The following is a 12,155-nucleotide window of genomic DNA, read 5'->3' on the forward strand; positions in this document are numbered from 1 at the left end:
ACTTTTGCCGCTGGTTCTTGTATTCCGTCGCCGTCCTGCTATCATCCACGCCCGCCGTTCCGTAGCCCTGCTTTTGCCATGATCGATTCCGCTGACCACGTCACCCATGCACTGCCCGTGACCGTGGCCACGCGCCTGCACTTCACCGACGGCAAGACGCGCGCCATCTTTACGGTGGACTTGGTGCAGGATCTCCTGGGGGACTGGGTGCTCACGCAAGCCTGGGACGGCATCGAAGGCCGCAGCGCCGTGCGCCGGGTAGTGGTGGCCGGGCATGAGGAAGGCTTGCGGATGCTGCAGAAGATTGCGCGGCACAAGGAGCGCCTGGGGTTTCGGCCGGTGCATCTTTATCACGTGGGCTGAGGCCGTCGTCTTCGTTCTTGATTGCCGTTCGCGCCTTGCTGGCCCGGGCGGCTTTTTTGTGTGCGGGTGTCTGGCAGGCCGATATTCAGGAGTGTCGCATGAACATGCATGACCTGTTGGAGGGTGAGCTCCTCTCCATTGAGTGGGCGCAAGAGAAGACGTATGCCGGCCTTGAAGTCCTTACTGTGGACGACCGGAGAGTTCGGATCGACGCCATCGCCCTGCATGATGTCGATGTGCAGATGAGATTTCATCCAATCGCGCTCAATGCAGGCCGTTGCACTGCCGACGGCAGCCCAAGCCTGGGTGAGATTGAAGCGATACAGTTTGCTCCCCATCGGCTCACGCTCGAAGGTGATTTCGGGTGTATCGAGTTGGTAGCGGGGCACATGGAAATCGTTGCATGTGAGCTTGTGAAGTCCGGAAGGTGAATCCATGCGTCACAGAAAATCGCTCTTTTCTTTTTATCGAAGCAGTAGCTTTGGGTGGTCCGACGTCTCTTTTGTTTATTTGCGGACTTCTTTATATTGTCGGGGGATCCGTTAATCAATTGGCAGAAGGCCGACCGATGAGCGCTATCGGTGCTTTAGCGGGTGCGTGGGCGTTATTGCAGTTCTGGATCCTCGCAGTTTGTACGATTTCTCAGCACCCGTACAAATTCGGCGCGGGATTTGGCCTTGGTATCCTTGGTGCTTTTATCGGTATTGTTGTGATGAACGCAGGGATGCAGGATTGGTTTTCAGCGGCGCTGGTTGGAATGCCCTTGCTAGGCGGCGTGCATTTAAGTGATGAGCAGATATTGATCCGAAGGACATCGGGACAGATTCGTTAGGCCATCATGTCAGCAATTGGCTGAGGCAGGTTATGGCATGAGAGCAACTATAAAATGCTTTCGGTTGGACGCGCGTGCAAATTAATAACAAGGAGTTGCCGTTATGTCCTGGTTGTTTGCGGACCCTCCAAACGTGGCCGTCATTACACTTCGATGTATTGTCGAAGGCTCACATCCTGTGACTTACGTCTCGCACGATGCAGATGACGGTACTTGGCAATTCCTCCCGAATGTCGACGGCGGTCTGTCTGTTGATGATGCTATGCTGGTTAGCCTTGAAAGCATCGTCGCAATCGATTTTTCCGTTCAGGAGCTGGCTTCGTTGCCGTCAGGCTGGTGCGCTTGGCGTTCTGGAAAAGGCGTACCTTGGACCAGAGAGAAACAGGACTGAAAGTCTGCGCTCGGCCAGAGACAGACATCCCTGAACCCCATGACGCTAATCATGAATAGACAAAAAAAGAAGTTCGCACTGACGGCTGATCAAATCAAGCCTCTCGCAACTGGCAGAGGAGGATGCATTGCTACAGACAGGATCACTGTCGACGGCAAGCCAGTGGGATATATGGTCCGTGAGGAGACCTCACGCCCGGGCGATAGCGGGTGGTGTTTCATGGCGGGTGACGAGACCCAGGAATATATGGATGACAGCACCAATCACGAAATTTATGACGTGAACACCATCGCCAACTATTCTCCGGATATTGTGGCGTTTCTTGATTCGCCCCCACGTACAGCGTTCGCACGTATTTCTTCTGGAAAGCTGATTCAGGTTCCCTATGAAGAACCGTTGGAATGACGTGCGTAACAGTGAGGGATATTATTCGGCCAAAAGCGGACGACGAAAATACAAGGAAAGAACGTGAGGTGGCTTCTCAAATTGCATCATGCTTCAGTGGCTGTATATTCTGCTTGCCCCAACCAATAGCCAGCTAAAATTTTATCCAGTGCTGACTCAACGATCCGTTCGCCATCTCGCGACTTTTCTCATGGTGTGTGGGCTTTCCACTTCCCATGCCGATGGATTTGATTGGACCTTGCTCAAGGGAAGTTAGGCAGAAAGTGCACAAGGGAAATTTGGCGGCAGCCCTGATAACGTGCACCAGAGATTGTCTCCCTCACGCGACCTCCGGACCTTGATCTTCGAGAATGACAGAAAATGGAAATCGGCGAATGGTGAGGAATTGGAGCGCTATTCAGCGACCATCGTCAGCAGCGGTCCCAACGTTTTGATCATCAAATACAACACCGACCTGTCCGGAATTCCTGAGCGATATCGTGAATGGGAGATGCGTTTCATCGGTCCCGGAACCTATCGGTGGCGCTCGACGAGTTGGCCAATCGGTACCTGTAACGATGTAATCGGAGTCCTGTGCAACCGCGAGTGACATGGATTGTTCTTGCGCACGATGCCCACAATCGGACCGGGACGGACTGCGGCCCAACCGACATATCGAAAGAAGCCATATGACCTGCGATCCGCTCTCACAAGTCATTGATGAACCGCTTGCCTTGGATGCAAGCGTCACCGAACAATTGCGAGCCTATCGGCTGGCGGCGAAGTACTACTGGCAAATGGCCTGAAATATGACTTCTCATTTTCAATGAAGACAAAAATCGGACTGGTCCTTGCGGGCATCGTTATCGCGATTCAATGGCTGATAGTAGTGAGCTTCATGGACCATTCCTATTCCGCGTGGTTGAAGGAGGGGAATCGGGTTGTCACGGCCAGTATCCGCGGCACCATCTTCTTCACCATTTGTTCGGGGCTCGCCATCCTGTTCCTGGCAAAGATGAATGACAGATTCCATCAAGCCCGATCCGCTCTTCGTTATCTCAGCCAGATCCTCATGTTGATGGGATTGGCAGGCGCGTTGGTATTTTGGGGAATGATCTTTTCTGCCATCGTTCTGCTTGTGAATCGCTGAAGGTGTTTGGTGACGGCCAGGAATTGGCGGTTGCAGATTCACCCGATGTCGATGTCTGTGTCGTAACAATGATGCGTTTCAGGCGACTGCAAGCTCGGTCCAGGAGGCCTGTGAGAAATTAAGTGCCACCCCCAGAACTGTAAGGCAAATGGCTGATGCGCAATTACTTGTATCGAAGAAGGCTGTTGTCGTACAGGACTCGGATTCTAAACCCAATAAATGCTTTCCTCGTGCAAAGTCTTTGATGGTGATGGGAGCACCACTCTGCCAGATGGAATTTGCGCATGTTCAGGTTCCCGTTTTGGCCGCTGTCTTTGCTTCGACAAGAACTATAGCGACGCAACAGCCGAGTATCTGAAAGACATCAAAAAGGGAAGGGTTTACGGATCTCTGCGTGCCTGGAAAAACGGCGCGCAGTATATCGTTCTGGAACAAGATGAACCTGGTTATCGTTCCGAGGATATGTCATTGAGCCTGAGCGTAGGCAGCAAGCAAGGAATGATCATCAGCAATACAGATCTCAATACTTGCCGTTGAGCGCCCGCTTATTTCTTGCTGCTTCCATGCTTGCGTTTCAACGTCCCGATGTCGTCCGCAAGTTTTCAGCAGCGTGCTTTCCTGGCCGCGTTTTTAGTTAATGCTGAACGGCAGATAACGGAGCTATCGCGACCACATGCCAGTCTAGGGGCTCGCATGATTTGCTGAGAAGCATAGGCGGTTTGCATATCGGCGATCGTCATTGTTATTGGGGCTATGTGTCCGCTATCGGCCAACAGCAGCCCTTCATGTCCACCAAGCAGATATAGCTGAAGTAATGACTGATATGAGTGAGCTACAATACAAACCAGAACAGTTCGTCCGTCGTTCAGGCATTGCACAGGTTGATACCGAACTCCGCAGGTGGCTACGCTCTCAATCGGTTTCCGGGCGTATCGAGTTCATAAGAACTCTGTTTCCGAGGAACTACAGGTATGCACTTTCCCTCACCAGGTCATCACAGCTCCCGTTGGAGGAAGTTATTCTTTTATTGCAGTACTGGCTGACGTCTGCGAGCCATAATTGCAGCAAAGGACTCATCGATGGTCTCGTCCCCGTGCTCGGGGAAACAAGATTTTGGAAAATCGCAGCAAAAACAGAGCTAACGCCAATCATGTCTGATTTCTTAAATTACCATAGCAATGGAAAGCTTAAGCAATATCCAGAGCAGACTTCCGCTTAAATTTGGCCGCAATCGGCCAGGAGCTGCCTTTACCGAATCCTAACGAAACATCAAACCAGGGCAAGTATGACAAAGAAAACTTCACCGGATGAACAGCCTTTCGTTTATGACAAGGCTAAGTATCACTATGGCGCAGACGACTTCCCGTCGTCGTTTCCCGCCACTCAGGCTTATGTGCATACCGGCGTTTTTGTCGGCTGGCTGGCTGATATGGATTTTCTAGATGACAGCACACCTCATATCGCGGATGCCATTGCGCGGTTCAAACGACGCGAGCTGACTGGCCCCCAGTTATATGCACGATTGGGTGAATGCTTGATTGATTACATGATTACCAGCACCGGAAATCGCTTTGCACGAGACTACTTTGATTTTTCTAAGGGTATGTTTTTGAAAGACTATCGGGAGCTTCTAGTCAAGGATTTGGGTTCCGATTACGCGGTGAAAGATACTTGGGAAAACTACGAGCTGATCAAGCGTCGCTTCGATGAGCGGTTTTCCGTATGGACGCAGTCAATTTCTGCTTAGTCGTTAGCTCATTAAGTCAGCTGTCGGCCATTTGCGGACTTCCGCGACGCAAAGAAAAAGGGTTAGTTATGCCGTCAGACACAAAAATTGCTAGTTCATATAAACCGCGTACTAAGGTGCTGGCCATCACAAACGTAGTCGCCGTCTTATGTTATTTAATTGCTGCATCCCTGTCTTGGGTTGAGCCCGAGAGACTCCAACAGCCGCTGCGGCACTCTCGCGAGTGATCCCCGTAGCAATCTGCTCCCAGAACCGACGTTCGAGCTCGCCTCGGAGCACCGGTCCAACCGGCGATGGCATTTCTTCTCGCCCCGTTAATTTCCGGAGCCGTATTGCGTTCTTCCCCATGAAACACCTTCTCGGTTGAAGGTGTTGCGACGACCGGTTGAATCCGCCTTGGTATCCGCGATCCGTGTGATGAATTCTGTAGCGTGTGGCAGGTGCCCGGCGTGCCGGTAGCGCATGCCATGCCGGACGATCTCGTCATCGAGATGCGACCCGATGCCTGCATTGCCGTGGCAGCGTTCACACATGATCCCAAGCTCGATGACCTGGCGTTGATGGAAGCTTTGCGTTCGCCGGCCTTCTATGTCGGCGCTATCGGTTCGCGCGACAACAATGCGCGCCGCCGCGAGCGGCTGGCTTTATTCGACCTCAATGCGGAAGATGTCGCGCGTTTGCACGGCCCGGTCGGCTTGCATATAGGCAGCAAGACGCCGGCCGAGATTGCCGTCTCGGTGATTGCCGAAATGACTGCTGTGCGTCATGGGATTGTTATTCTGTCTGCAAAAAAAATAGGGAAGCATCCATCACAATGATGCTGCGTATCTTGATTTTGCCGACGGATCAGGGGCAGTTTCCGTGACGCACCATTGTTTTTTTTTGTTAAGATGCCGGACCATTCCTGACATCGATCCGAGTACCTATGACCTTGACTGTGAACCAAGCCGCAGGAAGTCTGCGCGTCGCCATCCGCGAAGCCACAGCAGGGCTGGTTGATCGCGAACAGCTTGCCGAACTGATGATTCTTGCTGCCGTCGCACAAGAACATCTTCTGGTGGTAGGGCCTCCAGGTACCGCAAAAAGCGCCGTAGTGCGACGTGTGGCGCAAAGTCTGGGCGGACAGTATTTTGAATATTTGCTGGGCCGCTTTACCGAGCCTTCAGAGCTGTTCGGCCCAGTCAACCTCGGCAAGTTGCGCGAAGGCCTGGTCGAAACGGATGTCGCTGGCATGTTGCCGGAGGCGGAGATCGCGTTTCTCGATGAGGTGTTCCTCGGCTCGACCGCTATTCTCAATACCTTGCTGGGCTTGTTGAACGAACGCCAATTCCGTCGCGGCCACACACGCATTGCTTGCCCATTGCGAGTTTGTGTTGGCGCCGCCAACAGCCTGCCGGAAGACGAAGGTCTGGCCGCGTTTGCCGACCGTTTTCTGCTGCACGTGTTTGTCGAACCGGTAGCCGACCATCGTTTGGAAGATCTGCTGGCCGGCGGCTGGGCGGCAGGCCAAAACAAGGTGACGGCCGCCGCTGAATTGTCCAGTCTCGATGTACTTAATCGCGCGGTGTCGAAAGTCGATTTGGACAGCGTGCACATGCCCTTGGCACAGGCGATCCGACTATTGCGTCAGGCCCATATCCCCTTGTCGGACCGGCGCATTGTCAAAGCCCAGCAACTGATCGCAGCGGCGACGGTGCTGGCAGGGCGTGAGACAGCCAGCCGTGCCGACCTGTGGCCGCTGTTGTATGTGATCCCGACGGCCGCCGGCCAACATAGCGCCCGCGAAGTCTTGCGTGAACTGCTAGCCGAAGCCAGTCATCCCTTGCTGCACGCGGTAGTGGAGCAAGTGGCCCAACAACCATTGGCGCGGCTGTCACGTCTGGCGGAAAGCGCCGATCTGCTGCTGGCCGATGGCAGCTCTGGCGATGCGCGTCCCAAGTTCGAAGCCTTGCTACGCGAGATCGATGCCAACTTTGATCCGGAACAAATGCCGCCAGAACTGGGCGAACGCCGCAAGCGTCTGGTTGCCGCCGTGAGTGGCGTCTGATGCAAGTAGTGGCATGGCAAGCGCGCACCAGTGCGCTGACGCCGGCCGGGCTGGTGGCGGCCGGCGCGTTGCTGCCGGCGCTATTGGCGCAGTTGCGACAATGCAGCGACGAGCAACTGCAAGTATTGTCGGTGGTCGCTACACGCGATTTGCTGGTGGTACTGGGCGTCAATCAGGCGCTGCCCTGGATTGACGGGGCGCGCTACTGCGCGCCTTCACCGCAAGCGCCCAACTTGTGGACGCCTACTCATCTTGAACCTTTGTTGCCGGTCGATCTGCTGCAATCGAATTTGATCGAGCGCGCCGGCAGCAGCCCGGTGCTGCTATGGCATAGGCCGGAACAAATACTGTCGCTTGCCGCTGCGCAAACGCTGACGCCGCAGTTGCTGGACTGGCTGGCAGGGCAGTTGGCATGACCCGGCTACCCGCACCACTGGAGCCATGGGCAGCCTGGCTGACGCTGTTTGCGCCAGACCTGATCCCTGCTGTCGGTGAGCTCTTGCTGCGTCTGCAGCCTTTGATCGGCAAGCTCAGCACCGCCACTCCGGTACGCGGCATTGAACCGGCCGGCATCGGCAATATTGTCCGCCGCGGCAATTATGAGCGCCTGCTGATGACCGAGTGGGTCTATGCGGATGCCGAGCCGGACGAGTTCATTCGTCGCGCCGGTAATGGCGAATTATTATTCAACGGTCCGGAGCCGGCGCTGCAACAGCGCTCCTTGCGCAGCGTTGCTTTGTTCGACGCCGGACTGGCACAGCTGGGGGAGCCGCGCCTGGCGCAGATGGCCTTGTTTATCCTGCTGGCGCGCCGTGCAGAACAAGCCGACGCGCAATTCAGTTGGGGCATTCTGCAGCAACCGGGAATCCTGCATGACGATACCGGTCTAGGTGGCATCCGTAAATTGCTGAAGTCGCGCAGCTTGCTGGCGCCGCCGGCCGATGCGCGCGAACAATGGCAAGCAGTGTTCGATGCAGAACAGACCGATTGCTGGTTTGTCGGTGGTGGTGAAGCGCCGCTACCAATCGTCAACCGTATCCTTATCCGGCGCGCCTTGAGCGGCAACTTTTTGCAGGTCAGCTTGCAGCAGCGGCACGATCGTCGCGCGCTGCAGTTGGAGCTGCCCGACACGCCAGCGGCGGTGCGTCTGCTGCGGGCACCGTTCACGCCGGCTGCGCCACTGGGTGTTTTTCATCATCGCGGCAGCCGGCCGTCGCGCGCCCAGGCGCCGCGTTTTTCCAGTGGCGGCAACTGGCTCTGCGTGGCGCAAGTCGGCGGCGGCGCGATCGTCTACAACGTACCGCAATCGGCACAATCCAAACCGGGCAAGCATCGCGTCCAGGCCGCGCCGACCAGTGGCGCTATCCTTGCCGCAGGCGTCTTCAAACCGAATTTGTCTTTCATCACGTCGGTGGACGGCAAGCTGGATTTTCGCGGATTTCCCGGGCCGCTGTTCTCAGGTCAGCGGACCATGTGCGAGCGGCCACCGCAGGATGATTTTCATGCGCCGCCGGGCATGGCGCGCTGGCTGCCGACGTTTTATCTGCTCTCACGCGACCACGCTCATCCGAGCGAAGATGTAGTCGTGCTTGATACCAAAAAACGGCTGGTGTGCTGGCGTGCAGATAAACGCATGAAAAATCAGGCCAATTCTGAGCCGCAATTTCTCCACATCGCCAACGATGTGATCGGTATTCAGCAGGTCAACAACATTTTATTCTTTGCCTCAGCCGACGGCGATGGCATCGATTTATATACCTGGAGCAGTCAACATGTCGTACCGCTTAAGCAAGGGCGACTTGAGCAAGCCGGAAGGCAACTGCTATATGGTGGAAGCAAAGAGCGGCATCGAAATTGCAACTTCGGCCTGATGGCAATTCAACGGAGCGCCACCAGTTGGTCACTGGGTAAGTCCGGTGTTGGTGAAACGATAGAAGTCGAAGAGGGCGTGACCGTGCTCGGAGTTGTTTTGAGCAAGAAACATGCACAAGCCGGGTTGGTGGTTCTACATCCCGCAAAGCGGCGGATAGAGTTGCGCGTCGGCCAAGCACGCCATGAGCTGGCTGCTACGGCCGAGCCCATCCAGCATGCCTGCATGGACGTGGCCAGTAGCCGGATTGCGTGGATTACAGCAAAAACCAGCACCGTCGTCGTGCGTGCCATTGACGACGATCAGCCGCTGCTGCAAATTTCCCACGATGGAGGTCTGGATGAGTCATAAAATCCGGCGCCCGCTGTATGAGGGCATGCAGATGGTGCATGCGCTGTGGTTTGACCTGGCCCTTCTCGGTGAGACTGAAGCCCGGCGCCGGGTGTTGAAGCATTGGACGCCGGGCGCGCGGCTGCATCTGGTGCAAGACGGTTATTTGCTGATGCTGGCGGCACCCCGCTACGGCCATTGTGCGATGTTGGACGGCCTGCCTTTGTGTGAGCAGTCAGGTATTCTCAGCAGCGCGCCACTTGCGCCGGATGAACGCGCCGCGACGCCCACCGCCAGTATCTGGCTGGTACGGGCGGCACAAGTACAACTGATCAGTCTGGTTGCAGCGCCACGTATCAATCCCGCAGCCTGGTTGGATCTCAGCGCGATTACCTTGCATGTGCCGTTGCTGCCGCCGCGAGGTGAGGCGGTTGGTGTGGAGCCGCTGACGGTGACGCCGGTGCGCAGCATCTTCGCTGGCGCGATCCCTTCGCCCAGTGCCCAACGTGAGGACTTTTTTAAACGCGTGGAGCAGGTGCAGCGCAAGGGACTCAACAGAATGCCGGGGACCGCCGTGGCGCAAGCTACGGTTGGGCTGGCGGCTATGCTGCTGGGAGGCATCCCGTTGATCCTGCGCAAGCTACTCGGTGGTGGCTCCCAACAGACTGTGCGGCAGGAGCAAACATCACCGCGCTCCACAAACGCATCAGGGGCTTCGACACTGGCGCAGCTTCTGCGCGCCATGGCGGAAAAACTGGCGATCATCACGCGTGCCTCAAAAGTTATTGGTTGGCGTCAGGCAGCCTATCTGCGCAAGATGATGGAATTGCTGGAAAAAGGTGATATGCAGGAAGCTCTGCGCTATGCCATCCCCCTCGATGCATTGTCTAAAGTCAGTCGACCAGCTTTTGGTACGCCGCGTCCGCGTGCAGGCCTGGATATCACCGGCCCGCAGTCGGTGAGTAACGCCATCGGTCTGGGCGCCGAGCTGGAAAATTATTTACGCAATAAATACCGTAGCACCTTCGAACGCCTGGACCGGGAAGGCAATATCGACGAAGCCACCTTTGTGCTGGCCGAATTGCTCAAATGTGGTGGCGAAGCGGTCGACTATCTTGAGCGCAAAGGTCGCATCAAGCAAGCGGCGCAACTGGCCGAAACGATGGAGCTGGCGCCTGAGATTGCGGTACGACTGTGGTGCCTGGAAGGCAACATTGAGCGGGCGCTGCAACTGGCTCAACTCGGGCAGGCGTTTGCTGCCGCGGTGCAGTTGCTGGAGCGCCGCCAGAGTCCGCAGGCAGCCACGCTGCGGCTGCTGTGGGCGCAGGATCTTGCCTTGCGCGCTCACCTGAGCGAAGCCGCTGAAGTCATCTGGCCGCTTGCCGATCAGCGTGACCAGGCATTGACTTGGCTGTTGCAGGCGGAGCGCGCCGGCGGCACGCTGGGCTTGCTTGCACTGCTTAAAAAGCTGACCCTGTTGCCGGACAGCCTGGCCAGCAGTGAGAGCAGCATCCTGCAGTTGCTCGACGATCAGAGTGAGCCGGGTGCACAACAGCGTGCCCGCTTGGGAAGGGAATTGAAGACCATGGCGCAGCATTCGTTTGCTACCAGGCGTCTGGCTGCAGAACTGATGCGGCCGTTGCTGGCGGACCGGATGACGGGGCGCAATAGCTTCGACCAAAAGTCGTTCGCGCAACTGTTGAAGCTATCCGAGGACCATGTATTGAAAGCGGATTTGCCGCCGCTCAGCATTTCCAACGCGGAGCCGCCACAAACGCTACGGGCGCGTAGACAGACATTGCCTGTGCATCTGACAGAGCGTGGTCTGCTGCCGATACACGATGCCCGTTGTTTGTCAGATGGTCACTATCTGCTTGCACTGGGCGAGGCGGGCGTTGTTCGCATCGACCGCTATGGCCGCCAACTGATGCAATTCCCCGTTCCGGCAACACGCCTGGTCATTGCCGCAGGAGGGCAACGCGCGCTGGCCCTGGCGCCCCGTGACCGCATGTGGCGAGTCAGTCGGATCGACCTGCTGGCAGGCAAGGTAGCGGATTGGATCGTGCAGCCACTGCGTTTCTGGGCGGATGATTATGATGGCTTGATCTGGAATGCGGTGATCGACAATCGGCTGGTCGCCATTGACACCAGCAAGGAGCAATTGGCGGTGAGTTGGCAAGTCGCAGACTTGCCGGGACAGATTTTTGCCTTTCAAGAAGAGTCGGGCACGCAAACACTGTTGCTATCCGGCGCTGACGAAATACAGCAATGGCGTTATCAATTGCCTTCGCGCCGACTCCTGCAACGTGACAGCTTCCCTCGTCCGGGTGAGCAGGTTTGGCAGTTATTACCGAACAGCACCCGCGACACGCCGACGGTGCTTCGACTTCCGTCGAATGCGCCTTTTTCGTCGTTGTTGGTGCACAGCCGTGATATCTCCGCTTCGGTAGAGATCGCACTGGACAGCGCGCGAGACAAACCAGAAGTCAGCCTCTCCCAGGGATTGCTGCTGGTACGCAGCCATTCCGATGACGCCCGCTCGCGATGCGTGGTGGCGGACGTATGGACGGGAATGACCTTTGCAGAGTTGTCGTTGGCGGCTGGCGAATCAGCCCGCGTTCGTCTCGACAACAATCATATTCTGCTGTTCGACCAGGCCGGTCGGCTGATCGATATAGGCTGTGACGACAGCCAGGTGCATACATTGATACTGGTGTAGGTGAACGATGGGAGGGCAGTCCATTGTTGACTGTGCCTGATCACTTAGCTGGAAATTCCAGTGGCAATCTATTCATTGATACCCGTGCGGAACTCGGCGTGATCAATACTATTTACGAACCTGTTTTTAACAACGATATGAATACTACGTTGGTAGAACTGAGCAAATTTCTCAGCTTGGTGCTCCGTCATAAACCGGATGTTTTTAGGTTTGTTTTTGGATCCTCAAGGATGGATACCTGTTGCTGATCTGCTGGCGTGACCGTACCCCAGAATTAGTACCGGTCTAAAGTAGAAATTTCCGGCAATCGGTCAGAAACGGA

At 56.0% G+C, this 12,155-nt stretch carries 12 protein-coding genes and 2 pseudogenes; 12 read left to right on the top strand and 2 right to left on the bottom strand.

All coding sequences use genetic code 11. The features are described 5' to 3' along the window. Positions 1-78: 78 nt before the first annotated feature. Positions 79-363 carry a WGR domain-containing protein gene (locus ACWHXP_RS23140; protein WP_034336458.1) on the top strand — a complete coding sequence of 95 codons (285 nt, stop codon included), beginning with the start codon at positions 79-81 and terminating at the stop codon, positions 361-363. Here ACWHXP_RS23140 and ACWHXP_RS23145 read toward each other — a convergent pair. Then, complete coding sequence (locus ACWHXP_RS23145) at positions 351-800, bottom strand: hypothetical protein (protein ID WP_489634956.1); 450 nt, start codon at positions 798-800, stop codon at positions 351-353. The two genes, ACWHXP_RS23140 and ACWHXP_RS23145, sit on opposite strands and share 13 nt — an antisense overlap. On the opposite strand from ACWHXP_RS23145, the gene ACWHXP_RS23150 reads away from it, so the two are divergent. The 6 genes from ACWHXP_RS23150 (at position 791) to ACWHXP_RS23175 (ending at position 4,867) form a co-directional block, all read left to right on the top strand. Next, positions 791-1,195, top strand: a complete 405-nt coding sequence (locus ACWHXP_RS23150; RefSeq protein WP_489634955.1) for a hypothetical protein — start codon at positions 791-793, stop codon at positions 1,193-1,195. The genes ACWHXP_RS23145 and ACWHXP_RS23150 overlap by 10 nt on opposite strands. A 103-nt stretch (positions 1,196-1,298) precedes the next feature. Beyond that, complete coding sequence (locus tag ACWHXP_RS23155) at positions 1,299-1,586, top strand: hypothetical protein (RefSeq protein ID WP_489634954.1); 288 nt, start codon at positions 1,299-1,301, stop codon at positions 1,584-1,586. Positions 1,587-1,637: 51 nt separating this feature from the next. After that, positions 1,638-1,991, top strand: a complete 354-nt coding sequence (locus ACWHXP_RS23160; protein ID WP_134137034.1) for a DUF2185 domain-containing protein — start codon at positions 1,638-1,640, stop codon at positions 1,989-1,991. 805 nt (positions 1,992-2,796) lie between these two features. Beyond that, positions 2,797-3,120 (top strand): hypothetical protein, encoded by a 324-nt coding sequence (locus ACWHXP_RS23165; protein WP_489634953.1) that lies wholly within the window; start codon positions 2,797-2,799, stop codon positions 3,118-3,120. 219 nt (positions 3,121-3,339) lie between these two features. After that, complete coding sequence (locus ACWHXP_RS23170; RefSeq protein ID WP_489634952.1) at positions 3,340-3,657, top strand: hypothetical protein; 318 nt, start codon at positions 3,340-3,342, stop codon at positions 3,655-3,657. 748 nt (positions 3,658-4,405) lie between these two features. Continuing rightward, positions 4,406-4,867 carry a DUF7832 domain-containing protein gene (locus ACWHXP_RS23175; protein WP_489634951.1) on the top strand — a complete coding sequence of 154 codons (462 nt, stop codon included), beginning with the start codon at positions 4,406-4,408 and terminating at the stop codon, positions 4,865-4,867. Positions 4,868-5,050: 183 nt separating this feature from the next. Here the strand turns inward: ACWHXP_RS23175 and ACWHXP_RS23180 are convergent. Continuing rightward, a pseudogene (locus ACWHXP_RS23180) lies at positions 5,051-5,215 on the bottom strand (IS30 family transposase); the annotation flags it as partial. 59 nt (positions 5,216-5,274) lie between these two features. Here ACWHXP_RS23180 and ACWHXP_RS23185 point away from each other — a divergent pair. The 5 genes and pseudogenes from ACWHXP_RS23185 to ACWHXP_RS23205 all read left to right on the top strand — a co-directional run. Continuing rightward, a pseudogene (locus ACWHXP_RS23185) lies at positions 5,275-5,685 on the top strand (XdhC family protein); the annotation flags it as partial. Between the two features lie 107 nt (positions 5,686-5,792). Next, complete coding sequence (locus ACWHXP_RS23190) at positions 5,793-6,914, top strand: AAA family ATPase (RefSeq protein WP_034336441.1); 1,122 nt, start codon at positions 5,793-5,795, stop codon at positions 6,912-6,914. Then, positions 6,914-7,330: a bpX5 domain-containing protein gene (locus ACWHXP_RS23195; protein WP_489634950.1), complete on the top strand. Its 417-nt coding sequence runs from the start codon at positions 6,914-6,916 to the stop codon at positions 7,328-7,330. The genes ACWHXP_RS23190 and ACWHXP_RS23195 overlap by 1 nt, the downstream gene beginning before the upstream one ends. Beyond that, entirely contained in the window at positions 7,327-9,135 is a 1,809-nt protein-coding gene (locus tag ACWHXP_RS23200; protein ID WP_489634949.1) for a hypothetical protein, read from the top strand. Before ACWHXP_RS23195 ends, ACWHXP_RS23200 begins: the two co-directional genes overlap by 4 nt. Next, positions 9,125-11,833, top strand: coding sequence for a bpX6 domain-containing protein (locus tag ACWHXP_RS23205; protein WP_489634948.1), 2,709 nt, complete (start codon positions 9,125-9,127; stop codon positions 11,831-11,833). Before ACWHXP_RS23200 ends, ACWHXP_RS23205 begins: the two co-directional genes overlap by 11 nt. The last annotated feature ends 322 nt before the right edge of the window (positions 11,834-12,155 follow it).

It is taken from the genome of Herbaspirillum sp. Her2 (assembly GCF_057961375.1).

Bases quoted from the DNA above. Each gene is read 5' to 3' on its own strand.
- ACWHXP_RS23200 (WP_489634949.1), top strand. From the start codon at position 7,327: ATGACCCGGCTACCCGCACCACTGGAGCCATGGGCAGCCTGGCTGACG.
- ACWHXP_RS23145 (WP_489634956.1), bottom strand. From the start codon at position 800: ATGGATTCACCTTCCGGACTTCACAAGCTCACATGCAACGATTTCCAT.
- ACWHXP_RS23170 (WP_489634952.1), top strand. From the start codon at position 3,340: ATGCTTTCCTCGTGCAAAGTCTTTGATGGTGATGGGAGCACCACTCTG.
- ACWHXP_RS23165 (WP_489634953.1), top strand. From the start codon at position 2,797: ATGAAGACAAAAATCGGACTGGTCCTTGCGGGCATCGTTATCGCGATT.
- ACWHXP_RS23155 (WP_489634954.1), top strand. From the start codon at position 1,299: ATGTCCTGGTTGTTTGCGGACCCTCCAAACGTGGCCGTCATTACACTT.
- ACWHXP_RS23140 (WP_034336458.1), top strand. From the start codon at position 79: ATGATCGATTCCGCTGACCACGTCACCCATGCACTGCCCGTGACCGTG.
- ACWHXP_RS23175 (WP_489634951.1), top strand. From the start codon at position 4,406: ATGACAAAGAAAACTTCACCGGATGAACAGCCTTTCGTTTATGACAAG.
- ACWHXP_RS23190 (WP_034336441.1), top strand. From the start codon at position 5,793: ATGACCTTGACTGTGAACCAAGCCGCAGGAAGTCTGCGCGTCGCCATC.
- ACWHXP_RS23195 (WP_489634950.1), top strand. From the start codon at position 6,914: ATGCAAGTAGTGGCATGGCAAGCGCGCACCAGTGCGCTGACGCCGGCC.
- ACWHXP_RS23205 (WP_489634948.1), top strand. From the start codon at position 9,125: ATGAGTCATAAAATCCGGCGCCCGCTGTATGAGGGCATGCAGATGGTG.
- ACWHXP_RS23160 (WP_134137034.1), top strand. From the start codon at position 1,638: ATGAATAGACAAAAAAAGAAGTTCGCACTGACGGCTGATCAAATCAAG.